The 24,842-nt window shown below is 52.6% G+C and carries 28 protein-coding genes and 1 tRNA gene; 4 read left to right on the top strand and 25 right to left on the bottom strand.

What is annotated here, in order from left to right:
- Positions 1-121: 121 nt before the first annotated feature.
- Positions 122-523, top strand: a complete 402-nt coding sequence (locus WKT05_RS07035) for a Fur family transcriptional regulator (protein WP_340413526.1) — start codon at positions 122-124, stop codon at positions 521-523.
- Positions 524-579: 56 nt separating this feature from the next.
- Here WKT05_RS07035 and WKT05_RS07030 read toward each other — a convergent pair whose 3' ends face one another.
- The 7 genes from WKT05_RS07030 to tpx all read right to left on the bottom strand — a co-directional run bounded on the left by WKT05_RS07030 (position 580) and on the right by tpx (position 4,906).
- On the bottom strand, positions 580-1,740 hold the full coding sequence (locus tag WKT05_RS07030; protein ID WP_340413525.1) for an MFS transporter: 1,161 nt from the start codon (positions 1,738-1,740) through the stop codon (positions 580-582).
- Positions 1,741-1,978: 238 nt separating this feature from the next.
- Entirely contained in the window at positions 1,979-2,395 is a 417-nt protein-coding gene (locus WKT05_RS07025; protein WP_215508615.1) for a hypothetical protein, read from the bottom strand.
- Position 2,396: 1 nt separating this feature from the next.
- Entirely contained in the window at positions 2,397-3,158 is a 762-nt protein-coding gene (locus tag WKT05_RS07020; RefSeq protein WP_340413524.1) for an NADPH-dependent oxidoreductase, read from the bottom strand.
- Positions 3,158-3,661 (bottom strand): hypothetical protein, encoded by a 504-nt coding sequence (locus WKT05_RS07015; protein ID WP_340413523.1) that lies wholly within the window; start codon positions 3,659-3,661, stop codon positions 3,158-3,160. Before WKT05_RS07015 ends, WKT05_RS07020 begins: the two co-directional genes overlap by 1 nt.
- A gap of 61 nt (positions 3,662-3,722) precedes the next feature.
- On the bottom strand, positions 3,723-3,905 hold the full coding sequence (locus WKT05_RS07010; RefSeq protein WP_340413522.1) for a CDIF630_02480 family spore surface protein: 183 nt from the start codon (positions 3,903-3,905) through the stop codon (positions 3,723-3,725).
- A gap of 9 nt (positions 3,906-3,914) precedes the next feature.
- Complete coding sequence (gene rlmH, locus WKT05_RS07005) at positions 3,915-4,394, bottom strand: 23S rRNA (pseudouridine(1915)-N(3))-methyltransferase RlmH (RefSeq protein ID WP_340413521.1); 480 nt, start codon at positions 4,392-4,394, stop codon at positions 3,915-3,917.
- A 2-nt stretch (positions 4,395-4,396) separates the two neighbouring features.
- The gene (gene tpx, locus WKT05_RS07000) at positions 4,397-4,906 is read right to left on the bottom strand and encodes a thiol peroxidase (RefSeq protein ID WP_340413520.1); all 510 of its coding nucleotides are present in this window, start codon (positions 4,904-4,906) and stop codon (positions 4,397-4,399) included.
- A 153-nt stretch (positions 4,907-5,059) separates the two neighbouring features.
- Here tpx and WKT05_RS06995 point away from each other — a divergent pair, with 153 nt between their 5' ends.
- The gene (locus tag WKT05_RS06995) at positions 5,060-6,205 is read left to right on the top strand and encodes a hypothetical protein (RefSeq protein WP_340413518.1); all 1,146 of its coding nucleotides are present in this window, start codon (positions 5,060-5,062) and stop codon (positions 6,203-6,205) included.
- Between the two features lie 77 nt (positions 6,206-6,282).
- Here the strand turns inward: WKT05_RS06995 and WKT05_RS06990 are convergent.
- The 18 genes from WKT05_RS06990 to WKT05_RS06905 form a co-directional block, all read right to left on the bottom strand.
- Positions 6,283-6,371, bottom strand: a tRNA-Ser gene (locus tag WKT05_RS06990).
- A gap of 76 nt (positions 6,372-6,447) precedes the next feature.
- Positions 6,448-7,587, bottom strand: coding sequence for a peptidoglycan DD-metalloendopeptidase family protein (locus WKT05_RS06985; RefSeq protein ID WP_340413517.1), 1,140 nt, complete (start codon positions 7,585-7,587; stop codon positions 6,448-6,450).
- Positions 7,588-7,858: 271 nt separating this feature from the next.
- Positions 7,859-8,317 (bottom strand): IS200/IS605 family transposase, encoded by a 459-nt coding sequence (tnpA, locus tag WKT05_RS06980; protein ID WP_068454115.1) that lies wholly within the window; start codon positions 8,315-8,317, stop codon positions 7,859-7,861.
- Positions 8,318-8,487: 170 nt separating this feature from the next.
- Positions 8,488-10,614, bottom strand: coding sequence for an adenosylcobalamin-dependent ribonucleoside-diphosphate reductase (locus tag WKT05_RS06975; protein ID WP_340413516.1), 2,127 nt, complete (start codon positions 10,612-10,614; stop codon positions 8,488-8,490).
- Between the two features lie 158 nt (positions 10,615-10,772).
- Positions 10,773-11,306: a glycoside hydrolase family 73 protein gene (locus WKT05_RS06970; RefSeq protein ID WP_340413515.1), complete on the bottom strand. Its 534-nt coding sequence runs from the start codon at positions 11,304-11,306 to the stop codon at positions 10,773-10,775.
- Positions 11,307-11,308: 2 nt separating this feature from the next.
- A complete protein-coding gene (gene nhaC / locus WKT05_RS06965) occupies positions 11,309-12,733 on the bottom strand; it encodes a Na+/H+ antiporter NhaC (protein ID WP_340413514.1) in 1,425 nt (474 codons plus the stop codon).
- A gap of 212 nt (positions 12,734-12,945) precedes the next feature.
- Entirely contained in the window at positions 12,946-14,271 is a 1,326-nt protein-coding gene (gene brnQ / locus WKT05_RS06960) for a branched-chain amino acid transport system II carrier protein (protein ID WP_215508976.1), read from the bottom strand.
- Between the two features lie 188 nt (positions 14,272-14,459).
- The gene (locus WKT05_RS06955; RefSeq protein WP_340413513.1) at positions 14,460-14,645 is read right to left on the bottom strand and encodes a hypothetical protein; all 186 of its coding nucleotides are present in this window, start codon (positions 14,643-14,645) and stop codon (positions 14,460-14,462) included.
- A 119-nt stretch (positions 14,646-14,764) separates the two neighbouring features.
- The gene (brnQ, locus tag WKT05_RS06950) at positions 14,765-16,093 is read right to left on the bottom strand and encodes a branched-chain amino acid transport system II carrier protein (protein WP_340413512.1); all 1,329 of its coding nucleotides are present in this window, start codon (positions 16,091-16,093) and stop codon (positions 14,765-14,767) included.
- Positions 16,094-16,300: 207 nt separating this feature from the next.
- Positions 16,301-16,756: a MaoC/PaaZ C-terminal domain-containing protein gene (locus WKT05_RS06945; protein WP_215506429.1), complete on the bottom strand. Its 456-nt coding sequence runs from the start codon at positions 16,754-16,756 to the stop codon at positions 16,301-16,303.
- Positions 16,757-16,765: 9 nt separating this feature from the next.
- Positions 16,766-17,842: a tRNA 2-thiouridine(34) synthase MnmA gene (mnmA, locus tag WKT05_RS06940; RefSeq protein WP_340413511.1), complete on the bottom strand. Its 1,077-nt coding sequence runs from the start codon at positions 17,840-17,842 to the stop codon at positions 16,766-16,768.
- Positions 17,839-18,948: a cysteine desulfurase family protein gene (locus tag WKT05_RS06935; protein ID WP_340413510.1), complete on the bottom strand. Its 1,110-nt coding sequence runs from the start codon at positions 18,946-18,948 to the stop codon at positions 17,839-17,841. Before WKT05_RS06935 ends, mnmA begins: the two co-directional genes overlap by 4 nt.
- A gap of 47 nt (positions 18,949-18,995) precedes the next feature.
- Positions 18,996-19,637 (bottom strand): DNA alkylation repair protein, encoded by a 642-nt coding sequence (locus WKT05_RS06930; RefSeq protein WP_340413509.1) that lies wholly within the window; start codon positions 19,635-19,637, stop codon positions 18,996-18,998.
- Positions 19,634-20,620, bottom strand: coding sequence for a hypothetical protein (locus WKT05_RS06925; protein WP_340413508.1), 987 nt, complete (start codon positions 20,618-20,620; stop codon positions 19,634-19,636). Before WKT05_RS06925 ends, WKT05_RS06930 begins: the two co-directional genes overlap by 4 nt.
- A 91-nt stretch (positions 20,621-20,711) precedes the next feature.
- Positions 20,712-21,602, bottom strand: a complete 891-nt coding sequence (locus tag WKT05_RS06920) for a DMT family transporter (RefSeq protein ID WP_340413507.1) — start codon at positions 21,600-21,602, stop codon at positions 20,712-20,714.
- Positions 21,592-22,008, bottom strand: coding sequence for a hotdog domain-containing protein (locus tag WKT05_RS06915; RefSeq protein ID WP_340413506.1), 417 nt, complete (start codon positions 22,006-22,008; stop codon positions 21,592-21,594). The genes WKT05_RS06920 and WKT05_RS06915 overlap by 11 nt, the downstream gene beginning before the upstream one ends.
- Positions 22,009-22,017: 9 nt before the next feature.
- Entirely contained in the window at positions 22,018-22,428 is a 411-nt protein-coding gene (locus tag WKT05_RS06910; RefSeq protein ID WP_215506441.1) for a PaaI family thioesterase, read from the bottom strand.
- A 10-nt stretch (positions 22,429-22,438) separates the two neighbouring features.
- Entirely contained in the window at positions 22,439-23,470 is a 1,032-nt protein-coding gene (locus WKT05_RS06905; RefSeq protein WP_340413505.1) for a DNA polymerase IV, read from the bottom strand.
- A 67-nt stretch (positions 23,471-23,537) separates the two neighbouring features.
- Between WKT05_RS06905 and WKT05_RS06900 the strand changes: the two genes are divergently transcribed.
- Both WKT05_RS06900 and WKT05_RS06895 read left to right on the top strand, forming a co-directional pair.
- Positions 23,538-24,185, top strand: a complete 648-nt coding sequence (locus WKT05_RS06900) for an HAD family hydrolase (RefSeq protein ID WP_340413504.1) — start codon at positions 23,538-23,540, stop codon at positions 24,183-24,185.
- Positions 24,186-24,294: 109 nt separating this feature from the next.
- Positions 24,295-24,825 (top strand): DUF3783 domain-containing protein, encoded by a 531-nt coding sequence (locus tag WKT05_RS06895; RefSeq protein ID WP_340413503.1) that lies wholly within the window; start codon positions 24,295-24,297, stop codon positions 24,823-24,825.
- The last annotated feature ends 17 nt before the right edge of the window (positions 24,826-24,842 follow it).

The raw sequence follows: 24,842 nt of genomic DNA, 5'->3' as shown, positions 1-24,842 counted from the left end.
TGTTATTTAACGGATCTAAGTATACCACTTCTCCCCGCTTTTTGGGAGATTTTATCATAAATTTTTTTCACCGCTTTTCTTTTTTCTTCCCATGGCTTATGATGGAGCGAGGAGGAATGCCATGGAAAAATTACTGAGAGAAAAAGGCTTAAAGGTCACGAAGGGCCGCTTGGAAGTGCTGAAGATTTTACAACAGGCCCGTGTGCCCATGTGTGCCATGGACGTGTTTAACGAAACGCCGAGGGCCATCAGCGCCTCGTTGTCCACGGTGTATCGGATATTAAATCAGCTCACCGAGGCGGGGATTTTGCAGGTTTCTCTGGAGCAGGAAGAAAGCACCTATTACGAAATGAAGGGCGATCATCACCACTACATCGTCTGCGCCCGCTGCGGCAAGCTCGCCCCCATCGACGACTGCCCCATCGACGCCTTAGACGAACACATTATGCGCGCCACGGGCTATGCCATTACAGGCCACCGCTTTCAATTGGAAGGCATTTGCCCGGACTGCCTGAAGAAATAAAACGGAACCGCGGATATTTTTCCGTCGGTTCCGTTTTTGTTCTCTATTCAAATGTTTTACGCCTTTTTGCCCCGCCGGATCCACAGGGCGAGGGCGACGCTTGCGGCGGTAATGGCCATGTTTAAAAGGACGACGTGCCTCGGTGCATCCATGCCCCCTGTGGCCGTCACAGCCCCCGCCGCGGCGAGAACCACGTAATTGGCGAGGGAGGAGGCCATCATAACCACGGAGGTGATTTTCCCCTTATGCTCCTCGTAAAGGCCGTTGGCTTCCGCCACCACCAGCTGCAGTACGCCGCCGGCGCCGCCGTAGCCGATGAAAAAGCCGCCGATTAAGGGCGAGACGGGGCTTTTTACGACGTAGGTAAAGGCCAGGGCCGCAAAACAAATGGCCGGGTAAAGGACGAGGACATCTTCCGTGTCGATTTTCTTAAGCACCACAAAGGCCGTGGCCAAAATGGCGACGATGGTGCCCGCCGCGTAGACGGATTGAATCATGGACGGATCATTCATGCCGTAAAGGCTTCCCAGCTCCTGATTGCAATTGAGCCACAGGGTAAAGGTGGCGGTGGCGGTAAAGCCCATGAGCACCACGGGCACGATGCCTCGGCGAATGCCCGCCGATGACTTCGCCTTCCCTTCGGCTTTTTCCATGGCGGGGAAAGGGGCCGTGAAGATCAAGAGGCCGTCGGCGGCGATAAGCGCCCCCAAAAAGGCGAATACCGCTGTGTAGGAGAGGGTGCGGGCCGCGGCAAAGCCGATCATGAAGGGCAGGACGAATTGGCCCAAGGACATGGCGAATTTCGTAAACATATTGGCCTTGGCGCCTTTTTCCTTAAAGAGCTCGAGAATCGTCGGCGTGACGCAGGTGTCTAAAAAGGAATTGGCCATGCCGCCGATAATGGCCGCGGCGTAGGCGGCGGAGGCGGAGGTGCAAAAGGCGATGCCGAAAAAATACAGGGCGTACAGGAAGACGCCCACGAGGCCCGATGTCTTTCTCCCCCATTTGTCGGAGACGTAGCCCGAAAGGGGCAGGGCCACGAGTCGGCCCAAGCCTAAGGCGGCGATAACTTGAATAACGGCGGAAATGTCCGCCGCACCCCAGGCGCTTTGCAGGGCGGTTTTGTACTGAGACAAGATAGATACGCCGATGCCGTGAATAAAGTAAGTAAAGTACAAAGGCAGGGCGGTGCGCAAGACGCTTCGATTGGATTGCATGGATCACCTCGTAAATTTTTCAAAAAAAAAGTGACCCGCGGGCCACTTTTCCGGCTTTTTCAAGCCGTCTCGATGGTATGCCATTCCGATTTTTGGTAAGCAACAGTAAGTAAGAAACAACTCTAAGTAATAAAACTTATAGCTAGGAGTAAGTCGGCACGTTCGCCCATCGATAGGTATATTATCACATGAATTGCCGATTCCGTCAAGGGTTCTTTATCTATTGCCCACCAAATTTTTACAGATCCATAAATTGACGAAGGGTGTCGTAAATTTCCCTGGTCATTTCACGAAATTCCACCGGCGTCTGCTTTTCGTTGACGGAAAAGAGGTCGTCGAGGAGGTAATTAAAGGTAACCGAGAGCATGCCCTCTTCGATTTCCACATAAAAGGCCAGCTGTTTGTTTTCGATGACGGCTTCAAAGCCATAGCTGTCCCCGTCTAAGATGCGGATGCACTCGTCGTAAATGGCCACGAGCTCTTCGAATTTAAAGAAGCTGTCTTCCGCCTCAAAGTCCACCTCGCCGTCTGTGCCCTGAATCTTGCAGATTAAATAATCGGCGCTAAAGCCCGTGCCCACGCCCCAGCCCGGCTCGTACTCGAATTCCAGGGCGTCCACGGAAATTTCTTTTATGCCTTCTCGTAAGTGAAACATCTTATTTCTCCTTCGTTAGGCGAAAGCCTTGTTCTTCGGCGATTTCTATAAGAGCCGCCCGATTCGCCGTGGCGCCTTTTAGGCGAGAAACCACTTGTTTGGAAAAAGAATCTACCCGGCGATTGGCATCCCTGAGGTCGTAGTAGGTCTGCATTTCTTCGTCGTAATCCTTAATGGCTTCCATGTAATTGTCCAAAACCACGTAGCTGTCTGTGAAGCACTTAAGATCCATGGACATGCGGGGCTTCAGCTGCGGCGATTGATTGGGATGGCCGAAACCTAAACCGAAAACGGGGAAGGTGAGCTTGGGCAGATTTAACAGCTCGATGACGGCGCGGGCGTCGTTTAAAATACTTCCCAGATACACGGCGCCAAGCCCCGCCGCCTCAATGGCATTGGTGACATTTTGTGCCGCGAGGACCGCATCGGTGACGCCTTGGAAGAAGCGATCGCTGTCTGCCTCGGCTGCAAGTTCCACCCCTTGTTCCCGGGCGATGCGGCTATTTCTGTAGACGTCGGCGACAAAGACCCACAGCTCCGGCGCCCGGGCGATGTATTCCTGCCCGCCGATGTCGGCCAGGGCCTTTTTCTTCGCCTCATCGACGATGCGAATAATGGAATAAGACTGCATCCCCGTAGAGGTGGCCGTGCGATTGGCGACGTCTTTGAAGGTCTCCACCAATGCCGGATCCACCGGCGCATCGGTAAATTCCCGAATGGTCACGTGGTTTAATGATCTGTCAAAAAGGGTTTTATCTGCCATTACTTCCTCCTCTGTTTCTCTTTCAGTCGGCGAATCCACAAATTGCCGATTTCCGCCGTGGATTCCATGGTTTTAATCTGCATACGCAAAAGCCCCTTGAGGGATTCCGCCAAAGCGGCGTCTTCTTCGTTTCCCGCGGTTTTAAACATCCCGCCCTCGTCTTTTCCGTAGAGCTCGATGACCATTTCCCCGGGACCTGTGACATCTGCGTGTTCCACTTCCACGACCAGGGGCTTTTTGTCCGCGGGCAAAAGGGCGCCGGGGGTGCGCATGGCAGGGAGATTCACATCCCCGCCCTCGACAAAACTTCCCTCGGCCTCCGATAAATAGACGCCCCTATCGGTGATGCCGTCGACGAAATAAAAGCGCCGCCCATCGCCCATAAGCCACAGGCCGTCTCCCGCTTTTAAGCGCGCCAAATAAGCCGCCTCCACGGGCAAAAAGCCCTGCTCATCCGGCAGCTGATCCGTGTGTAAATAATAGGCCCGATTTCTCTCGCCCATGCCATCCCCCATTTGTAAATAGAAAAGGTACCGACGTTGGCCGGTACCTTACATGAAACGCTTATTTCGCGTTTTCGTTCACCCATTTCATGGATTCTTTAACGGCTTCATCCGTCGGAATTTCAACGCCGGTTTCCGGATCTTTTCCGGCTACCTTACCGTAGATGTCCGATGCCGGAGCGTGTTTGTCGTTTTGATTTTCTTGTTCTCTTCTTGCTTTTGCTTTTTCTTCTTTGTTAGCCACAATGTCCTCCTATTTATGATACACATGGCCGGCGTGAATTCGCGCAGCTCGATAAATCTGTTCCATTAAAACGACGCGCATCAAGGTATGTGGCAAAGTCATTTTCGAAAAGGACAAGAGCCAATTCGCCCGCGCCTTCACGGCGGGAGAAAGACCCATGCTGCTTCCGATGACAAAGACCACGTCCCCGGCGGTTGTTTCAATAAAATCGTATAATTTTTCGGAAAAGGCCGGTGAATCCACCTGCTTTCCCTCCACGGCCAACACGATCACCGTATCCCGCGGATTTATTTTTGCCAAAAGGGCCTCGCCCTCCCGCTCAAGCACCCCTTGTGCCTCTTTTTCAGATAGACTTTCCGGCGCACGCTCGTCTTTCAGCTCCACGACCTCTGTAGGAATATAAGGCCGCAATCGCTTCACATACTCCGAAACCAAGGCGCTCAGGGCGGGATCTTTTAATTTTCCCAGGGCCAGAACCTTTATTTGCATCCTTAGATCAGTGCCTTCACTGCTTCAAGGGCTTTGTCGTAATCCGGGTGATTGGTCACTTCTTGAACGTATTCAACGTATTTTACCTCATCATCAGCGCCGACGATGACGATGCCGCGGGTTAAGAGGCGCAGGCCTTCGATTAAGAAGCCGTATTTGTTGCCGAAATCGCAGATTTGATAGTCGCTGACGAGTTTGGCGCGGTCGATGCCTTCAGCGGCGCCGAAGCGTTCTTGTGCGAAGGGCAGGTCGTTGGAAATGGTGATGACGTGCACATTGTCGCCGAGGTCTGTGGCCATTTGATTGAAGTTGCCTGTTTGAATGGAGCAAACGCCGGTATCGATGGACGGTACGACGGAATAAATGCGAACGGTGCCGTTTAATTCCTTGGATTCAAAGGGACTTAAATCGTTGTTTACCGCTACAAAATCCGGCGCTTTGTCGCCGACTTTAATTTCTTTACCTAAAATGTTGATGGCGTTTCCGCCGAAAGTAATATTTTCTCTGGACATGATGTACCTCCTAAAGTTCATAAATCATATATCTTATGTATATCCTAAAATTCGGGAAACTAACAGAAAATCTGCCGGAGATTTTATTTTTTCCGTCTTTTGCGCCAAATGCCCGACGATGCGGTATGATAGTAATAAAATAAAGGAGGCATTATGACCCTACAAGCTACCGCACTCGTCTTCGACGGGCACACCGCCGCAGCCTTGGCCGTCATCCGAAACCTGGGCCGCCGCGGCGTGGTTTTTCGCACCCTGGACGCGGCGCCTTCCGACTACGGCATCAGCCGCTATGTAAAAGATGCCGTGCTGACAAAACATCCCGGCGACGACGCCCTTTTAGAGGCCCTCCTCGCCCTTTCAGACGGCCGACCGGTGCTCTTTCCCACATCTTCCGCCCATGTGGATTTTATGGCGCGGCATTTTTCCCTGCTAAAGGACCACTTCCGCTTCCCCTCCCCGACGGCCGAGGCCCTGTCCTCCGCCGGCCTTACCGCTCTTTTTCGCGACCTTATGCCCCCGGAAAAAGGCCTTAATAAAGCGCCGGATCAATTAGTCATCGACATCGCCACGACCTTGGGCTTTCCCTGCTTAATCAAATCCCGCCACGGAAAAAAAGAGGCGCCGATTCAATACATCCAAAGTGCCGCTGCCTTTTCCCGTGCCCTCGAAAAAATCGAGGCGGATTTCTACGCCGAGCGCTACGTGCCTGGCGAGGCCTGTGACAATTACACCGCCTCTCTCTACTACGCGGAAGCCGGCGAACTTTCGGGCTTTGTCACGGCGCAGGTGCTGCGGCAGTACCCCGAATTTGTCGGAGAGGCCACTTATTTGAAACAGAAATGGATTCCCGAGCTCATCGGCCTCGTCCATCCCCGCTTAAAGGCATCAGGCTTTCGCGGCATTTTCCACGCCCACTTTAAGCGCGATGAATTTACGAAAAAAGTCTACATCACCGGCGTGAGCGCATCCTTCTCCCCGGAAACGGAGCTTTACACCCACCTGGGCTTCGAAACCCCCTACCTCTATTATTTGGACAGCCTCGGCGAAGATGTGCCGAAGGTATTTTTTCAATCGGACACCGATTGCCACTTTCTCGACGGCTGGCGAGACATGGCCGGGGTGGCGGGTTACATCAAGACGGGCCACATGGGCCTCATGAAAATTCTCGGCGACTACAAATTCAGAAAAGTCCCCGCCACCTGGGCCTGGGACGACATGGGCCCTGGGCTGAATAAGCTCGGCGCCGAAGCCGCCAAAGGCGCGAAGATCCTCTACAACAAGCTTCCTTTTAATCGATAACGAAAAAAGCACCCCCGCGGGTGCTTTTATTTGTTCTATAAACAAAAAACGGGATGTGCGTAACATCCCGTTTCATTTGGCGGAGCGGGTGGGATTCGAACCCACGTGCCCGTGAAGGCAAACTGATTTCGAGTCAGCCCCGTTATGACCACTTCGATACCGCTCCTCGCATATTGACTTAACGAATCTATTATACAGGATTTATTCCTGTTTTAAAAGGTCGTTTTTCAATATGCCCCGGTTTACAGCTTGATAAAGTCCAAAGGATTTTTCGCCACGCCGCCGACGCGCACTTCGAAGTGCAGGTGGGGGCCGGTGGAGCGGCCGGTGGAGCCGATTTTTCCGATGGATTGGCCTTTTTGCACCACGTCGCCGACTTTCACGTTATAGGCGCTTAAGTGAGCGTAGCGGGTGGAGGTGCCGTTTTGATGATCGATGATGATGAGGTTGCCGTAGCTTCCCGCCATGCCCACGCGGGTGACGACGCCGCCGTCTGCAGCCACGACATTGGTGCCCGTGGCATTGGCCAGGTCGACGCCGTAGTGGAAGCGGCCCCAGCGGGGACCGAAGGGGGAGGTGAGGCGACCGACGGTGGGGGGCATGAAGCTGCCCGTAGCCAGGCCTTCTTTCGTGCCCACGGCGACGATTTCATCGACGGGCTCCTGAATCAGGCGGCTGGATTCGGTGACGGAAGAGGTGATTTTGCCGTTTTCCGATTTCACGCAGGTGGTGGTCTCTAAGAGCCCGGCTTTGCCCGCCTGTGCCACCTTTTTCACGCTCTTCAGTTGATTGGGATCTTCCTTCGTCACGGTTTTAAAAGCAACCGGCGATTGGGCCTTCATTTCCTGCTCTAAGGTGACGGTGATCATGGGCGCCGGTTTCAAGACGGTGATTTTCGATCCCTTGTGCAGGGGGTCTTGCCAATTGGCGTTTAAGGCCTTGATTTCATCGACGGTCATATTAAATTTCTCGGCCACGGACGCCAAAGATTCCGTTTCCTCGGCTACATAAACCGCCTCTTCCCGGCCGCCGGTTAAGAGAATCTTGAAGGCTTCATCCACGGTGAGGATCTTCTCTTCGGTCTTCATCGCTTCGGCCTTGATTTCAGGCTCAATGGCCATGCGGCGCACGGTGGCGCCTTTTGCCTTAAAATGGTTTTCTAATTTCGCCATGAGGGCGTCGTAATCGGCGGGATTTTTTAAGTAAAAGACTGCATCGCCGACGCTGACCTTCAAGGCCTCTGCGGCTTTTTCCGCTTCCGCAGCCATGGGCGTGGGATTTTCCGCCACTACCGTTGCAGCAACTACCGGGCTATGCACCATGCCTGCCGCCATCACTGCCGCCAGGGCACCTAAGTTTATCGTTCGTCTGATCTTGTTCATAAATGTCTCGCTTTCTCTATGGATTTGAAGCTCGAGGCTTCTTTCGTTACTATTTTGTAACTCTTTTGAGCACGAGACTTATTATAACAGAGAATCTCTCCCCTACTATTGCCTAAAGACTACAAAAAGATGACAGTTTCATGACACGATCCGTACACAAAATAAACATCCCCCGGCGTAGCCGGGGGTTTTCCTTTTTCGGCCCAAAGGGCCTGCATTACTAGCTGCGCCTGAAGGGCGTCGGTGGTCTGCCCGTGCTAACGTTACTCGGCTACCCCTTAAAGGGGTTCGTCGTGTCAAAGGTTAGTTGCTCACTTATTTGATCCTCTTTCAACTGGTTTTGTATATACTCTTGAATCTTTTTAGCGTTTTTCCCCGCTGTATCAACGTAATAGCCTCGGCACCAAAACTGTCTTCCCCTATATTTAAATTTCATATCTCCCCATCGTTCATAGATCATGATGCTGCTCTTACCTTTTAGAAAGCCCATGAATGAAGATACAGATAGTTTGGGTGGGATCTCTAGTAGCATGTGAACGTGATCTGGACATACTTCCGCCTCGATTATGTTCACGCCTTTCCAACTACATAACTCCCGTAGAATCGCTCCAATTTCTAAGCGCTTCGATCCATAAAATACTTTTCGCCTGTATTTCGGAGCAAACACGACGTGATACTTACAATTCCATTTTGTGTGTGATAAACTATGGGTGTGATTTAGTGATGTCATTATTTCCTCCTGATTGTGATTGGTTGGCAGACCTCTCTCATCATATCACGCTGGAAATAACGGGCAATTATCGCTAAAGCTAAACGGAACCCCCGGTCTAACCGGGGGTTTTCTAATGCAAAGAAAGCGAAGGGTTTCGCCTTCGCTTTTCTTTGATGATGTTCTTTCATTTAAATGGCACAGGGGCTGTAGCCGCAGTCTTGGCATTCGGCGCAGCCGCCGGTGTGGTTCATGGTGCCGCCGCACATGGGGCAGGTATCGGGATTTTCCGTCATTTGTTTGGCGATCTCCCGATTTAATTCGTCTTGCAGTTCTTTGATGCGGTCGGTGCCGTCTTTTTTGTCGTTTGTAATTAAAATGCCGCTTCTGGCGCAACCGTCGCGATAAATGGTGATGCCCTTCAGGCCCCGCTCCCAGGCGTAGACGTAAAGGTCTTCCACTTCTTCCACGGTAAATTCATTGGGCACGTTCACCGTAGAGGAAATGGAGGCGTCGATAAATTGCTGCCAGGTGGCCTGCACATTGATTCGGTCCCGATAGTTTAAATTCGACGTGGTAATGACGTAATCGGGCAGGTCTTCTTCTCGGGAAAGGCCTTGGGCTTCCATGAGCTTGCGAATAATTTCCGTGTACACCGTGTAGTAGGTGTCTTCGGCGTGAAGGGATTCGGATTTTCTCACGTAGCTGATTTGGAAAATGGGCTCCACGCCGTTGCTGCAGCCGATCAGGGTGGAGATGGAGCCTGTGGGAGCGATGGTGAGAAGCTGGGAATTTCTCAGGCCGTATTCTTCGATCAGGGCCAGCACGTCCTCGTCGGCGTTGGAGCGAATAAATTCACTGGCCAGGACCTTGTCTTTTCGATAGCGGGGGAAGGGGCCGGCTTCTTTCGCCAAGAGGGCCGATTGACGCAGGGCTTCGTTCACGAGGACGCGGCCGATTTGATTAATGAGGTTTAAAGATTCCGAGGAGCCGTATTTCACGCCCATTTTAATGAACATATCGGCCACACCCATAATGCCCAGGCCGATTTGGCGCAGGTCCCGGGAAAGATCCCGCTGCTCTTTTAAGGGGTGCAGGGCCATGTTTTCGTCCAGGACGTCGTTTAAATAAATGACGCCTTCCCGCACCAATTGACCGAAGGATTCGAATTCGAAGCGGGCAAATTTGCTGAAGGGGTATTTGACGAATTCCCCTAAATTAATGCTGGAGAGATTGCAGGAGCCGAAGGCGGGCAGGGGCTCTTCCGCACAGGGATTTACCCCGGCGTATTCGAAGGTGTCGTCTTCGCTCATAATGTGCCATGAATTGATGCGGTCTTTAAAGAGCACGCCGGGCTCGGCCATGTCCCAGTTGTTGTAGGCCAGATTGTGCATCATGTCCCGGGCGCTGACTTCCCGGCGGATTTTTTCTCCGGTGGCTTCCACGTCGAAGGTTAAGGTAAAGGGCTTATCTTCCTTGTAGGCTTTAAAGAAGTCATCGCCGCAATTTACGGAAATATTGGCGCTGGTTACCTTGTCCAGGTCTTTCTTCACATTGATGAAGTCCAAAATGTCCGGGTGAGAGGCATCCATATTGAGCATGAGGGCGCCGCGACGACCGCGCATGCCAATGAGGCCCGTGGTAAGGGAGTAAAGATCCATAAAGCTCACGGCTCCCGTGGTGGAGGAGGCGGCGTTATTGACTCTGGCGCCTTTCGGACGCAATTTGTTTAAGGTGAGGCCCACGCCGCCGCCATAGCTGTAGGTGCGGGCCATCCACTTGGCCGTGTCGTAAATGGATTCGATATTGTCTTCCACCTGGGGCATGACGTAGCAATTGGAAAGGGTGATCTTTTTGCCGAAGGCATCCAGCCCACGACCCGCCAAGATTCGTCCCGCCGGCATAAATTCCTTGTTGGCGATGGCTTTTTTAATGGCGGAATTGCCGCCGGAGACCCGTTCCAAAAAGTCTTCGAAACTTTCCGAATCGTAGCGGTACTTCTTCTCGTAAATGTCCCGCTGCAGATCCGTCATGTCCCAGCCGTGTTCCCTGAGGCGGGCGCGCTCTTGGCGATAGAGAATGTATTTCTTCGCCGCCACGGGATCCTTCGCCATCAGCGACAGCTCCACGGCATCTTGAATGGTCTCGATGTCCACGACCTCGTCGCCCGTGCATTTTTCGGTGACCTCCTTGGCCACGGCCCGGGCCGCGTCTTCATCGACGCCCCTGTCCGTCTCCGCCATGGCTTTTTTTACGGCGATGACAATTTTCTCGCCGTCGAATGCCACCACTTGCTTGTTTCGCTTCCTTACGTTCATTGCTTCCTCCCCTTATTTATCCACAATCTATCAACATATTGTGGTTAAGTTCTAACTATTTCTGTCTTACCTCTAAATGTAGTATACGCTATTTATACTACGCTATGGCCTGACTATTTTCAAGATCCTTTTCCAAATAAAAAAGACGCCGAAGCGCCTTAGTTTTCGTCGTAGATCATTAAATTGTAATCCTTCATTACCTGCACCAAGATATCGCCGTAGCGGGGGTTGGTGCTGTAGCCCGCCGAGTGAAGGGCCCGGGCGTAGGCCTCAGCACTTTCCGCTTCCCGCACCGGTGCGTAGCGGTTCGCCTTGGCGATGAGCTTGCCGTAGTCGTAAAAGCTCTCCCGGGCGGAGTTGTAGGTGCGAAAGCCGTCTTCCACGGCCATCTTCCGCCCGCCTTTCATTTCGATGGTGGGAAGCACCACGCCCTTGCCCTTGATGCCGAAGTAATTATTGTAGGTCTTCGACAGTTCGCTTTCGCCGAAATTCGATTCCACCGCCGCCTGGGCCAAAATCACCGAGGGGTAGAGATCGTATTTCTTTCCCACTGCCTGCGCCAGAGGCGCAAAGGCCGTGAAAAAATCCTCCCGGCTGTGGACGCTCTCCCGATTGGGCTCGTAGCGGGGCCGCATAAAGAAAAACGCCACGATAAGCACCGCAAAAAACAGGGTGCGCTTTCTCTTTTTCACAATTAATCCGCCTCGATGACCGTATCGGGATCATCTTTCAGATAGAAGGTGTTTTTGCCCAACGCCGTCATGACGATGACCACGGCGGGCATCAGGTAGTTAAATACGGCAAAGGGCATATAGGCCATGGGGGAGACGTGGAGCACGCCTTTCATATACACCCCGCAGGTGTTCCAGGGCACGAGGCAGCTGGTTACCGTACCCGAGGCTTCCAGTGTGGAGGAGAGCATCTTCGGGTGCAGGCCGCGGCGGCGATATTCCGGCGCAAACATGCGACCGGGCACCACCAGGGAAATGTATTGCTCCGGCATGGTCATGTTGGACAAGAGGCAGGTAAACAGTGTGGCGGTAACCAGGCCGGTGACGGAGCGAATGCCCTGTACCAAGGTCTTGACGATAATTTCCATCTGTCCCGTCTCCTCGGCAATGCCGCCGAACATCATGGCGATGAGCGTAAGGGACACGGACTGCATCATGTTCATGAGGCCGCCGGCGGTTAAAAGCTTATCCAAGCTTTCGATGCCCGTTTGAGACACATAGCCGTTCATGCCGCTTCCTAATATTTCGTTCAGACCCACGGTGGGCTGAATGACGGGGCCGATGAAGGTGGCCACCACAATCCCGAGGACGATGCCGGGAAGGGCCGGCAGCTTAAAGGCGATGGTGACGATGACCACAATGGGGGGCAAAAGAAGCAGAGGGCTGATGACAAAAGTGCTCTTTAAGCCCTCTCTCAATGCCACGATGCCCGAGGTGTCCGCCGAGCCGACGGGGCCGCTGTAGCGGGTGGTTAAAAAGGCGAAAATCGCCAGGGTAAGGACATAAGTAATCATCGTGGGCTTGATCATGGCCTTGACGTGGGTAAAGACGTCGGTGCCGCTCATGGCAGGCGCCAGGTTCGTCGTGTCCGACAAGGGGCTCATCTTGTCGCCGAAATAAGCGCCGGACAAAATGGCGCCGGCGGTAACGGGGGCGGGGATGTTTAAGCCTTGGGCAATGCCCATAAGGGCGATCCCCATGGTAGCCGCCGTGCCCCAGCTGCTCCCCGTGGCCAGGGAAGTAATGGAGCAAATCAAGCAGGCCGCCACGAGGAAAATGGAAGGTTTCAAAATCCCCAGGCCGTAATAAATCATCGAAGGCACCACGCCGGTGGCGATCCAAATGCCCACCAAAATGCCGATGGTGATTAAAATCATCACCGAAGGCAGGGCCTGAGAAATGCCACGCACCATGGCCTTTTCGATGCTGTCCCAGGAATAGCCGATTTTCATGGCCATTAAGGCGGCGAAAATCACGCCGATAAACATGGGAATATGGGGTTCTATTTTAAATTTTAAAATGCTCACGCACATAATTAAGACGAGGCCGAAAAAGACCGTAAGGGCCTCCCACAGCTTCGCCTTTCTCGGCGCATTCGTCGCTTTCATCGCTACAATCCTCCTCGTGGAATACTTTCCTGCATTAGTAAGTAAGAATATATGAACACATTATAATATAAAACCGTGCGCCGCGCTACGAAAAAGGAAAGCTGCGCGCCCTTTCATCTCTAAGAAATCACTAAGTCCGGTTTAAATTCAGTTTATCACCACATCTTCCCATAAAAAAAGCCCGCCGAAGCGGACTCTTTTTAAAAGGTATTTTAGAAGCCTCCCGTATCCGGGTGATCGTCGATGGTTTTGCCGACGCCCATCTTTCCGATGAGGTAGCCCACGGCGAAGCAAACAAGGGAAGGAACGAACCAGGTAAATCCGAATTGACCCAAGGGCAAGGTTTGGATGGATGCAGCCAGACTGCCCAGGCCAATTTTGTCGCCGACGGTTTCGATGACTGCGATAACGAGAACACCGGCGACCATGACGATGTAAGCCATGTCGTAGCGAACGCGTTTTTCAAACATCATGTAGAATACCAAGGCGATGATAATCGGGTAAACGATGGTAAGCACGGGGCCTGCCAAAGCGATGATGGCATCGACACCGATTAAGGAGAGTGCAAAACTGATGATCGTAACGATAATAACGGTGACGCCGTATTTGATCTTGCCGTTACTGATGTCTTCGAAGAAGTTACCTGCAGCGGAGGTTAAGCCGACGGAGGTGGTGAGGCAGGCCAGTGCAACGGCCAGACCCAATGCAACCTTACCGAAGCTACCGAAGAGCATACCGACTAAGCTAACCAAAATTTCGACGCGGGAATCGTCTGCGGTAAACATGGAGCTACCTTGTGCGCCTAAATAGGTGAGACCACCGTAGACAACGGCCAAGGCGACGAAGCAGACCAAGCCGACCATCATAATGAAGGAACGACGTTCTTTTTCACTGACTTCGCCATAGCCTTTTCGAATCAAGTCGGCGACGACGATACCGGTGAACAAGGGTGCTGCCAGAGCGTCAAGGGTTTGATATCCTTCATAGAAACCACTGACGAAGAAGCCGCCGTCGTGTTCGACGGGAACAATGGCGCCTACAGGTGTAATAATCGCTTTAGCAATAATGAGAACGAGGAAGATCAATAATGCCGGCGTTATGTATTTACCGATAATATCGACGACGCCACTTTCTTTATAAGCAAGAGCGAAGGTAATAGCAAAGAATACGATGGACGTAATGAAGGCGGGTGCATTCGGGAAGAAAGGCATTACGCCGACTTCGTGAGTCGTAGCTGCGGTTCTGGGAATTGCAAAAGCAGGACCGATACAAATAATAGCAACGAGGGATAACAGCTTCGCAAAACCGGGGCTGACGCGCTTACCTAAGTCAACGGCACGACCGCCTGCAAAGGCTGTGATGAAAACGGTTAGAATGGGAATGACCGGGTCGGCTAAAAGGAAGCCGCACATGGTAGCAAACCAACCGTCACCGGTGGTAACACCTAAGTAAGGCGGGAAGATCAAGTTACCTGCGCCGAAGAAAATGGCGAACAGGGCCAGACCGCTAACAAAGATATCTTGTGTTCTTTTGTTCATAAACTCATCTCCTTTATAAAATTCTAAGGTTCGTTCTACCTTTGTGTAACATTATATCTAAATTACATACCTTTTTGAAGTAAATTTTTCAATTAACGAAAACTGTGTCTATTTTGTCGTCAGTGTACTATATATTTGTATACAGCCGTGTTTTGACCTTAATATTTTTTCTATTCGTTATGCCTTTGTCAAGCATTGGGAATAGACGCATTTATTTTTTCTTCCGCGACGGCTTTTTCCGGCACCGCAAAAATAAAAACGCTTGCCTCGACGGATTTTTTCACGGTGCGGCGAAAAATTTTTTGCTGCGCTGATCCGTCCTTCGAGGCACCTTTTTCTTTTTGCCATGGCCTTATTTCTCCGTGGCTTTTCATTTAGCCGCGGCCGTATTTCTCCTCGCCCTTCGCTTTTTCATTACCCTACGGTTTTTCCGAATCTTTCGGGCAATAAAAAATGCGCACCGAAGTACGCATTTTTGCTATCTTAATTATTTTTAGAAGGCGGGCTTTATGTCGTGATCCGAACGTTTCTTACCCATGCCCATTTTACCGCATACGGTACCGATGGCGGCGCCGATGAGGCCGGGCAGAAGCCAGCTGAAGCCGAAGTCAGCCAAAGGCATGCTTTCGATGAGTTTCGCAGCGCCTTCGAAGGAACCGGTCATGTTGTAGATGGTAGTAAAGGATGCGGCCACGATGGTGCCTACAGCCATACCGATAATGGTTCCGTCGTAGGGGAGTTTGCGATCGAAGATCATGATGAAGGACATGGCGATAATGGCGGGATAGACGATGTCCAAAACGGGACCGGCCAAGCCGATAATGCCGTCTACGCCGACGAGGGAGAAGGTAAAGCTTACGAGGACGGATACGCAAACCACGTATTCGTATTTCCACTTGCCGTTGGAAACGGAGTTAAAGAAGTTTCCGGCTGCGGAGGTTAAGCCGACGGAGGTGGTGAGGCATGCCAAGCTGACTGCCACAGCCAGTGCCGCTTGTCCCCATTTACCTAAGAGCAGGCCGACGCTGCCGACGAGGATTTCGACGCGGGTTGCATCGGGACCGAAGTGGGTGCCGCCTTGAGCGCCGACGTAGGTGAGGCCGCCGTAGATAATGAATAACAGGACCATGGCCAAAACGCAAACTTCGACGATCATCCGTTGTTTTTCACGCTTCGGCGCATCGCCGTAGCCTTTTCGAATCAAGTCGCCGGTTACGATGGCGGTACAGAGTAAGGATACCATGGCGTCCATGGTTTGATAGCCTTCGATCATCCCTTGGGTGAAGAATCCCGTTCCCTCTGCGGGGAGGACGGGCCCGAAGGGGGTCGCAATGGCTTTTGCAATAATAATGCCTAAGAAAATGAGCAGTACCGGCGTAATGTAATTACCGATAATGTCGATAACGCCCGTCTCTTTAATGGACAGGGCCAGGGTGATGGCGAAAAAGATGCCGGATGTTACCCAAATCGGGGTTCCGGGAAGGAAGGGCAGGATGCCGACTTCGTGGGTGGTAGCTGCCGTTCTCGGAATGGCGAAGACCGGGCCTACACTGATCATGGCCGCTGCGGCCAACACAACCGCGAAGGGGTAATTGACCCGACGGCCCAAGTCGACGGCTTTACCGCCGGCAAAAATGGTAACGACCAAGGTGACGACGGGGATAACCGGGTCTGCCAAGAGGAAGCCCAGCATAACCGAGGTCCACGAGTCGCCTGCATGGAAGCCGAGATAAGGCGGGAAGATTAAGTTGCCTGCGCCGAAAAAGATAGCGAACAGCGCGAAGCCTATTACAATAACGTCTTTCGTTCTACTGCTTTTCATTTAGTCACTCCTCCAACAGTTCAATATGTCATTCATTATACAGAATATTGAAGGCGGTCGCTACTTTCATGACAAATAAGAATGGTTTATTTGTGAAAACCTTTATTTATGGAAAATATTTCGTGTCTTTACTTTAATTTTAAACTATTTTTTACATCACCGTTTCGTATGCAATCGTCGTTATATTGTATACTGAATAACGGTGTGTCAATTGACCTTTTTTACTCTTGCATGGCGAGAAGCCACGAGCACGAGGACGTCGTGTTCCAACAAAAGGGTGCCGCTCTCATCCCGCGTCGAGGCGATCATGTGCACGACGCCGTAGTCGCCGTCGCTTTTGATTTCGATGCCGTCGACGACTATGGTGGTGTAAAGGTCCACGCCGGGATAGATGGGATTGACCCAGCGCAGGTGATTCATACCGATGCCGGCGACGACGCCGCCGCAGTCCAGCCCCGTGGCGACCCAATGGCCCCAGGTGGCGCTTAAGCTGTGAAGGCCCGAGGCGATAATGGTGCCGAAGCGACTTTTCTTCGCCGCCTCGGGATCCGTATGAAAGGGCCGGTCGTCGTAGGCCCGGGCGTAGTCGATGATTTCTTTTTCTGTTAAGGCGAAGGGATCGGTTTGAAAGGTCAGCCCTACTACATAATCTTCTAAATACATTCTGCCTCCTTATCCGCGGGAGGCGACGATGGTGCCGCCGCCTACCACTTTATCGCCGTCGTAACAAACCACGGCTTGGCCCTTGGCGATGGCGCCGTGGGGTTCGTCGAAGATCAGGGTAATGTTTCCGTCTTTTTTGTCGATTAAGGTGGCCGGCGTTTCCGCGCCGTGGTAGCGGGTGCGGGCGGTAACTTTCATTTCGTCGGTTTCGGGGTAGCTGAGCCACTGAAAGTCCACGGCGTCCAGTTCCTTCTTCTTCAGGCTGCCTTTATTGCCTACGACGACTTGGTTTTTCTCCATGTCCTTGTCCAGAACGTAAACCGGGTGGCCTGCCGCCACGCCCAGGCCCTTTCGCTGGCCGATGGTGTAGCCCACGGCGCCCTTGTGGCGGCCGAGAATGCGACCTTCTTCATCGACAATATTGCCTTCGGCGTAGGTTTTGTTTTCCCTCCGCTCTAAAAAACCTTTGTAGTCGCCGTCAGGAACGAAGCAAATGTCCTGAGAATCGTGTTTCTTGGCATTGACCAGGCCCGCTTCTTCGGCGATTTTACGCACCTCGCTCTTTTCCAAATCCCCTAAGGGAAAGAGGGTGTGGGCCAATTGTTCTTGGCTCAGGCTGTAGAGGACGTAGGACTGATCCTTCTTTTCGTCCGGGCCCTTTAAGAGGGCGTAGCGCTTAAGCTTCTCGTCGTATTGGATGCGGGCGTAGTGGCCTGTGGCGATGTAGTCGCAGTCCAATTCCCGCGCCCGAGTGTAAAGGTCTTCGAATTTTAAGTAGCGATTGCAGTCGATGCAGGGGTTGGGGGTCCAGCCCTTTTCGTAATAGGCAACGAATTTGTCGATGACTTCTTCTTCGAATCGCTCGGAAAAATCGTAGACGAAGTAATCCATGCCGAGCTTCGCCGACACCATGCGGGCATCGTCGATGTCGTCAAGGGAGCAGCACGTGTGGCCGGTGTGGGCCACCGTGTCATTTTCGTACAGTTTCATGGTCACGCCGATGCATTCGTGCCCGGCTTTTTTCAGTAAGTAGGCTGCCACGGAGGAATCTACCCCTCCGGACATGGCGACGAGTATGCGACTCACGATCTCTTCCCTTCTACTATTTCTTTTAATGCGTCTAAAAATCCTTCCACTTCTTCCACGGTGTTTTCTCTGCCCAAAGACACCCGCATGGGGGCGCGGCCTCGTTGATCCACGCCCATGGCTTCGAGAACGTGGCTCTTTGTGGCGGCGCCGGCCTGACAAGCGCTTCCCCCGGAGAGGGCGAAGCCGCGGCGGTCCAATTGATACAATAAAACGTCCCGGGACATGCCCTCCACCATGGCGTGGACGATGCGGTCGTCGCCGCCTTCTGCGGTAAGCACGACGTCTTTTGTGGCGGCGAGGCCTTCACGCAGGCGAAGGCTGAGGCGCCTGATTCGCGCGGCCTCTTCTTCTCTGCGCTCTTCCGCCTCTTTTAAGGCTTCCACCATGGCGCAGATGCCCGGCACATTTTCCGTGCCGCTTCGAATGCCCCGCTCCTGACCGCCGCCGTAGATGACGGGCTCCAGCTCTTTTCGCGTCAGCAAAATGCCCACGCCTTTGGGCCCGTAAAATTTATGGCCGCTCATGGCCACAGTATCGGCGAAGGCGTAGCTGTCCGCCGGGCGATGGCCCGCCGCCTGCACACCGTCCACGTGAAAGTGCACGCCCTCGGGGAGACCGCCTTTTATCTCGGCCAGTGGCTGAAGGGAGCCCACTTCGTTGTTTACGGCCATGACGCTCACCAAAAAGGTGTCTTCTCTTACGGCGGCAAGGATGTCTTCGGCACGGACCACGCCTTTTTTATCCGGGGAAATGTAGGTGACTTCCACGCCCTCTTTTTCAAGGGCTTCGGCGCATTTCAACACGGCTTCGTGCTCGATGGCCGTGGTAATCATGTGGCCCGGGCTCTTTTTTCTGTTTTTGTAGGCGCTCATCATGGCGATGTTGTCGGCTTCCGTGCCGGATCCCGTAAAGAGGACGTTTTTCATGGAAAGGCCGAAAAGATTGGCCACATCCAGGCGGGCGCCTTCCAAGGCATTTTTCGCCTCCCTGCCCAAGCGGTGTTGGCTGGAGGGATTGCCGTAGCCTGCTTTTAAAAGGGCGGTCATGGTGTCGATGGCTTTTTCGCTCATGGGACAGGTGGCCGCGTGGTCGAAGTATATCATGGATCTCCTTTCATAAAAACAGCCCCTCGAAAGGAGCCGTCATCTCACTACAGGGCCTTCGCCCGGGCCTTGAGGGCCGGGGGTACGCGGCGGGATTCATTGATTTTCCGAATGGTCTTTTTCTGCACCGAAGGGGAAAGATCCCCTGTTGCCAATCGCTTTAACACGGCCTCCGGCTCGTATAGGGTGGCTTCGGCGAAAAACCAGGCCATGGCCATGTCCACGTAGTAATGGCCGCTTTCCACGCCTGCCACGGCTTCCATAAGCTCTTTTGTGTCTTCCGTCACATGGCGCAGGGCCAAAACGATGCCCAAACGCCTGCCGTAGGGCGCGGGGGACTGCATTAGGCGAATGTAATCCTTTAAGTAATTCCCCTTGTAAAAGGCCCGTGGGTCGATGGCATCCACCACCGCCCAGTTGTCTAAATAGGGCACAAAGGCGTCCATGGCCTTCAGGGCTTCCTCGGCGGGCAAGTCGTTAATTAAAAGCCCGTGGAGGATATTTTCCTCGTAGCTTTCGTGGGGCAGCTCCTTTAAAAAAGAGGGCTCCGCTTCCTTGGCGAGCTTTCTTAGGGTAGGCATGTTCACACCTAAAATCATCTCCGGCGCCACGGTGGGGATCAGCTTCTCCAAAAAAGCTTTGTGTTTCGCCGTGGCCAATGGCTTCAGCGCCTCTCTTACTGTTTTCATTTCACCAACTGATAGATAATAAAGAGAAGGACCAAAAGGGCGATGGCCATGAGGACCGGGCTCATGCGGCCTTTTTTCGCCGGCGCCTCTTGCGCCTCGGTTTGGATTTTCTCTTTTTCTAATTTGAAATCATCGGCGGCTTCGATTTTTTCCTTCGGCTTTTCCACCGGCTCTTCCCGTTTTTCTACCGCTTCTTTCCGTTTTTCATCCGCTTTTTCTTCCGCTTTTTTCGCAGGCACAACCGATTCCTTCTTGAAATCGTCGGCAGCTTCGATTTTTTCTTCTGCTACAGGTTCTTTTTCAACGGGGGCGGCTTTTTTCTCTTCCTTGGTTTTTCGGGCTTCGCCTTCGCCCCTTTTTCTCTCCCCTTCGGCGGATTGCTTTCTCGCCGCTTTTTGTTTGCGCTTTAAGGCCTGTCTTTTGCGCTTATCCATGGGTTTGGAAAGATCGAAATCATCCGCCGCCTGAATTTTTTCTTCCACGATGGCTTCTTCAACCACAGGTTCTTCAGCCATAGCTTCTTCAACCACAGCTTCCTCAACTACTTCTTCCTGTACGGGTTCTTCCACTACAGGTTCTTCCGCCACAGCTTCTTCAACCACGGCTTCCTCAACTACTTCTTCCTGTACGGGTTCTTCCACTACAGGATCTTCCGCCACAGCTTCTTCAACCACAGGCTCTTCGACTGCAGCTTCTTCTGCAACTTCTTCCATCACGGGTTCTTCCGCTACAGGCGCTTCAAATGTATCTGCCGCTTCGATTACTTCGGCCTTTTCTTCCGCAACAGGGGCTTCGGCATCTTCAACCACAGGCTCCTCAACCACAGGCTCCTCAACCACAGCTTCTTCCGCTACAATTTCTTCCTCTACCACCGGGACCTCGTCCTCGGGTTTGTAGCCTAAGGGATAGACCATGGGCGTCTCGCAGGACGCACAGTATTTGACGCCGGGCACATTTTCTTTTCCGCAAAATCGACACTTCATTTCATACCCTCCTTGACATAGTCCTTTGGATTTATCTATACCCGATGAATGACTATTTATCGCAGAAAAGCCCCTGTCTCGAAAAATTTATTTAATTTTTCGCCGTCTTGATTAATTTATCCACGGGCAATTGGGCGATGAGTATGGCCGCAAACAAAAGCACACAGCCCAGAGCTTCCCGCCCCGTCATGGTTTCGTGCAGGAACAAAAAGCCCCCCAGGAGGGAAAACACCGATTCCAAACTTAAAATCAAGCTGGCCGTGGTGGGGTCTGTGTGGCGTTGGCCTAAAATCTGCAGGGTAAAGCCCACGCCGCTTGAGAGAATCCCCAGGTATAAAATAGCGGGCAGGGCCTTGGCGTATTCCCCGAAAAGGGAGGCCCCGGTGGGCAGGACGAAAAAGAAAGAAAGGATCGCCGCCGTGAAAAACTGAATGCAGCTCATGGCTACGCCGTCCACATCCTCGGCAAAATGGTCGATAACGAGAATATGTACGGTAAAGGCGATGGCACAGAGAAAGACGAGAAAATCCCCGAGGCCCATGGAAAAGCCCGCGCCTTTTTTGATGCTGATAAAGTACAGCCCCACGGCGCCGACGGCCACGGCGAGCCAGGTCTTTTTTGAAATGGCGTGGCGGAGCAAAATCCCGCCGATGGGTACGAGGACGATGTAAAGGGCGGTAATAAAGCCGGTCTTGCCGGCGGTGGTGTACTTCAGGCCGTATTGTTGCAGGGCCATGGCCACGCTTAAACAGATCCCGCAGTAGATGCCGCCTTTTATGGTGGCATGTAAATCCTTGCCCGTATCCCTTAATTTCGGAACAAACAGGAGAATGACCAAAAGAAAAAGCCCTGCCGCCAGGGAACGATGCATATTCAGCACAAAGGGATGGATGTGGTTCATGCCCGCGACTTGCACCACCACCCCCATGCCCCAAATCACCGTGGTCAATACCAGGAGGAAAATGGCTTGATTACGCTTCATTTCCGTCTCCCTTATTTAAGACCACGCCGGTGGCGTGCATATTGAAAATCGCCTGGAAACAGAGCTTGTCCTTTTGAAAGAAATGGACTTCCACATTGTCGTTGACCTTGCCCCGCTTGTTGAAAAAGGCCTTGGCCACCACTTCCCCTTCGTAAAGGGGGGCGTGGTAGAAGCAGGAGGCGCCTTGGGTCACTACCACGCCTTTGCGATCGCAAAGGATGGCGCTGATTACATCGGCCATGCCGAAGTGGATCATGCCCTGGCAAGTGCCGGCGGAATTAATGGCGCCGGGCCACACCTGCCAAGTGGCGGTTAGGGCCTCTTGATTTTGCTCAAGAACGGTCAATTCGGAATCGTCCATGAGGCGGTGATCCACGCTGTCTTCTAAGTATTCGTAGCGAGCCATAAATCCTCCTTACTCCATCTCGATCTGTTCCGCTTGCGGCATATAGGCCATATCAAACATACCCTTGGCACAAAGCTTGCCCTCTTGACGCACCTCAGCCGCCATCACCGAGGTGTAGCTTCCCACTTTTTGAAAGGAGGCGGTAATGTAGGCATCACCGGGAAGGACGGAATGGTAGTAATAAAAGCTCACGCTTTTAGTAAGCAAATGATTGTTCCGCAGGCCAAGCGCCGCGCAAATGGCGTCGGTGACGGAAAAAACCGCCCCGCCGTGGGCGATGTCCGCGGGATTTAAAACCGTCTTGTCTACATGCCAACGGGCGTGAATCTCATCGTCTGTATGCTCCAAAATCGTGAGATCGAAAAGGCTTGTAAAGCGCTGAAAAATCTCCTGCACCCGTTGTTCTCTCCATGCTTCCATGTTGCACCTCCTATAAAAAACGCAATTGCCTGCTGTAATTTTCTTCCAATGCGGACACACTCAGCCCCAGAAGGCGAAGCTTCTCGCCACCGTAAAGGGAATCGAAAAGGGCCTTTGCCTCACGATACAGCGCCTTTTCCCCTTCCACCGGCGTGGGAAAGGTCTTGGACTTGGTGTGGGTGTCGAAATCCCTCGTCTTGATCTTTACGGTCACCGTGTAGCCCACAATCCCCTTTTTCTCCATAAGAAAAGCCGTCTCTCTCGCCGATTCCATGAGCCGCTCCTTAAAAAAAGCGCGGCTTCTGGTCTCGGCGAAGGTTTCTTCCGTGCCGATGGATTTTCGCTTCCTGCCCGGCACTACCGGCCGCATGTCCACGCCTCGCACCCGGTCGTAGAGCTCCGTGCCCATTTTGCCGAAAGTTTCCTGTAAAAAATCCCGCTCCAAAAGGAGCAGATCCGCCCCGGTGTGAATGCCCAAATCGTTGAGCCGCGCCGCCGTCTTCTCGCCGATGCCGTGAATCTTCGAAATGGGAAGGGTTTTGATGATTTCCTGCCCCCGCGCCCCGTCGATGACCGTAAAACCCGCGGGCTTGTCCATATCCGAGGCGATTTTTGCGAGAAATTTATTGTAGCTCAGCCCGCAGCTCATCGAAAGGCCGAAGCGGTGCGCCACTTCCCGCTGCATGGTCCGCGCCACCGCCTCGGGATCTTCCTCCCCCGTTAAATCCAAATAAGCCTCGTCGATGGAGACCTGCTCCATTTTGTAGCCGAAGCTGTGCAAATAACCGAAGACCTTGCGGCTCACCTCGCCGTAGACGCCCTTTCGCGTAGGCACCACGATGAGATTTGGGCACAAACTTTTCGCCATAAACATCGGCATGGCCGAGTGGACGCCGTATTTTCTCGCCTCGTAGCTGGCCGTGGTCACGATCCCCGAAGGATTTCTCCCACCGACGGCCAGGGGCTTGTTTTTCAGGGCGGGATTCAATAAAATCTCAACAGAGGCGAAAAACGCATCCATATCCACATGTAAAATGTTCAAATGCATCACCTGTCCACTATAACAAAAAACCGCCGCCGGCGGAAGTGCGGCGGACAAAGGAGAATTCATGAAACAAAAAATTGCCCTCTTCGATTTTGACCGCACGGTCATATCGAAAGACTCCATCCTTATATTATACGACGTAACGGCAAAAAAAATCCCGGGCTTTCGGGCAAAACTTTACAAAGAGCTCTTGGCGGGAAGCCTCTTTCGCTCGCCGAAGACGGTGAAGAAAAATGTTAAAAACAATTTTCTCTCCATGCTTCGCTACTACACGGAAGATGAAGTGAAGGCCTTCGTCTACGACGACGTTATGGCCTACGCCTTTAAAGAAGCCGTAGACGAGATCTATGCCCTGAAGGCGGCAGGCTACTACCTGCTTCTCGTCTCCGCTTCCGTGGAGGACTATTTAAAATATGTAGGCGACGTACTACCCTTCGATCACATTATCGGCACCTCCACCGATGCGCAATTTGAAATGGTGGGGGACAACAACAAGCACGCAAAAAAAGTGGACAACATCCTCGCCCATCTCACGGAAAAAGGCATGGAAATCGACTACGAAAACAGCGTGGCTTACAGCGATTCCCTTGCCGCCGATCGCCCCATGATGGAGCTGGTAAAGACACGCTATTTAATCAACAACAAAACCGACGCCGAGGGCTATTTGCATCTGAACTGGCAGGAAAAAGCCCAAGGCCCCCTTCGCGCCTGATCCGATTAAATTTTTCATTCCGGGGTATCTATTTTTCAAGGTATTTAACAAATTGATGAATGCACCTTTACGTGCACATAATAGATCTCAGATTAGGAAGGAATGAAGTATGAGTCGATTAATTTTTTACGGCGTCGACGACGAGGCGCGGCGAGCCCATTTGCTGGAAGCCGCCGAGGCCCAGGCCATTGACGTGCGGGAAGTTAAAAAAGAAGAAGTGGGCGAGCTTTTGGGCTACTTTGCAGGCCTTGAAGGCTACGAAAAAACCGGGGAGGCGGCGGAGGCACCGGAAGAAGAGCTCTTGGTTTTCGTAGGCCTGCACTCCCACGATCTGCAAAAAATCCTGCTCACCTTGCGTGAAATGGGCGAAGTCTTCCCCCACAAGGCGGCCATGACCGAAACCAACAAAGATTGGCCCTTCGCCCGGCTCGTTACGCACATTCGCCGGGAAAATGCCATTATTCAGGCCTGGTCCCAAATGATGGCCGCGGCCAAAGAAGTCATTCAGGCGCAGGAAACCGAACCCACTCAAGCCCGAGACGAGGCCCTCACCTTTGCCAAAGACCTTCGCTTAAAAGGCGAAGACATCGAAGAAAGCGACGTAAGAGAAGCCATTCGCCGTTTAAAAGAAAGTCTGTAAAAGAAAAACGAGTCCCA

Origin of the sequence: Peptoniphilus sp. HCN-40583 (genome assembly GCF_037892835.1) — a bacterium.
Classification (GTDB): domain Bacteria; phylum Bacillota; class Clostridia; order Tissierellales; family Peptoniphilaceae; genus Aedoeadaptatus; species Aedoeadaptatus rachelemmaiella.
This window is presented reverse-complemented; position numbering and strand designations above follow the sequence as displayed.

Excerpts from the sequence above, each read along its gene's own strand:
- WKT05_RS07020 (WP_340413524.1), bottom strand. The coding sequence starts at position 3,158 with ATGGCAGATAAAACCCTTTTTGACAGATCATTAAACCACGTGACCATT.
- WKT05_RS06995 (WP_340413518.1), top strand. The coding sequence starts at position 5,060 with ATGACCCTACAAGCTACCGCACTCGTCTTCGACGGGCACACCGCCGCA.
- WKT05_RS07015 (WP_340413523.1), bottom strand. The coding sequence starts at position 3,661 with ATGGGCGAGAGAAATCGGGCCTATTATTTACACACGGATCAGCTGCCG.
- WKT05_RS06910 (WP_215506441.1), bottom strand. The coding sequence starts at position 22,428 with ATGGAAGCATGGAGAGAACAACGGGTGCAGGAGATTTTTCAGCGCTTT.
- brnQ (WP_215508976.1), bottom strand. The coding sequence starts at position 14,271 with ATGAACAAAAGAACACAAGATATCTTTGTTAGCGGTCTGGCCCTGTTC.
- WKT05_RS06895 (WP_340413503.1), top strand. The coding sequence starts at position 24,295 with ATGAGTCGATTAATTTTTTACGGCGTCGACGACGAGGCGCGGCGAGCC.
- WKT05_RS06920 (WP_340413507.1), bottom strand. The coding sequence starts at position 21,602 with ATGAAGCGTAATCAAGCCATTTTCCTCCTGGTATTGACCACGGTGATT.
- WKT05_RS06975 (WP_340413516.1), bottom strand. The coding sequence starts at position 10,614 with ATGAACGTAAGGAAGCGAAACAAGCAAGTGGTGGCATTCGACGGCGAG.
- WKT05_RS06955 (WP_340413513.1), bottom strand. The coding sequence starts at position 14,645 with ATGAAAAGCCACGGAGAAATAAGGCCATGGCAAAAAGAAAAAGGTGCC.
- WKT05_RS06900 (WP_340413504.1), top strand. The coding sequence starts at position 23,538 with ATGAAACAAAAAATTGCCCTCTTCGATTTTGACCGCACGGTCATATCG.
- nhaC (WP_340413514.1), bottom strand. The coding sequence starts at position 12,733 with ATGAAAGCGACGAATGCGCCGAGAAAGGCGAAGCTGTGGGAGGCCCTT.
- WKT05_RS06925 (WP_340413508.1), bottom strand. The coding sequence starts at position 20,620 with ATGAAGTGTCGATTTTGCGGAAAAGAAAATGTGCCCGGCGTCAAATAC.
- WKT05_RS07025 (WP_215508615.1), bottom strand. The coding sequence starts at position 2,395 with ATGTTTCACTTACGAGAAGGCATAAAAGAAATTTCCGTGGACGCCCTG.
- WKT05_RS07035 (WP_340413526.1), top strand. The coding sequence starts at position 122 with ATGGAAAAATTACTGAGAGAAAAAGGCTTAAAGGTCACGAAGGGCCGC.
- WKT05_RS06915 (WP_340413506.1), bottom strand. The coding sequence starts at position 22,008 with ATGGCTCGCTACGAATACTTAGAAGACAGCGTGGATCACCGCCTCATG.
- tpx (WP_340413520.1), bottom strand. The coding sequence starts at position 4,906 with ATGTCCAGAGAAAATATTACTTTCGGCGGAAACGCCATCAACATTTTA.
- WKT05_RS06985 (WP_340413517.1), bottom strand. The coding sequence starts at position 7,587 with ATGAACAAGATCAGACGAACGATAAACTTAGGTGCCCTGGCGGCAGTG.
- tnpA (WP_068454115.1), bottom strand. The coding sequence starts at position 8,317 with ATGACATCACTAAATCACACCCATAGTTTATCACACACAAAATGGAAT.
- rlmH (WP_340413521.1), bottom strand. The coding sequence starts at position 4,394 with ATGCAAATAAAGGTTCTGGCCCTGGGAAAATTAAAAGATCCCGCCCTG.
- WKT05_RS06930 (WP_340413509.1), bottom strand. The coding sequence starts at position 19,637 with ATGAAAACAGTAAGAGAGGCGCTGAAGCCATTGGCCACGGCGAAACAC.
- brnQ (WP_340413512.1), bottom strand. The coding sequence starts at position 16,093 with ATGAAAAGCAGTAGAACGAAAGACGTTATTGTAATAGGCTTCGCGCTG.
- WKT05_RS06935 (WP_340413510.1), bottom strand. The coding sequence starts at position 18,948 with ATGATATACTTCGACCACGCGGCCACCTGTCCCATGAGCGAAAAAGCC.
- WKT05_RS07030 (WP_340413525.1), bottom strand. The coding sequence starts at position 1,740 with ATGCAATCCAATCGAAGCGTCTTGCGCACCGCCCTGCCTTTGTACTTT.
- WKT05_RS06945 (WP_215506429.1), bottom strand. The coding sequence starts at position 16,756 with ATGTATTTAGAAGATTATGTAGTAGGGCTGACCTTTCAAACCGATCCC.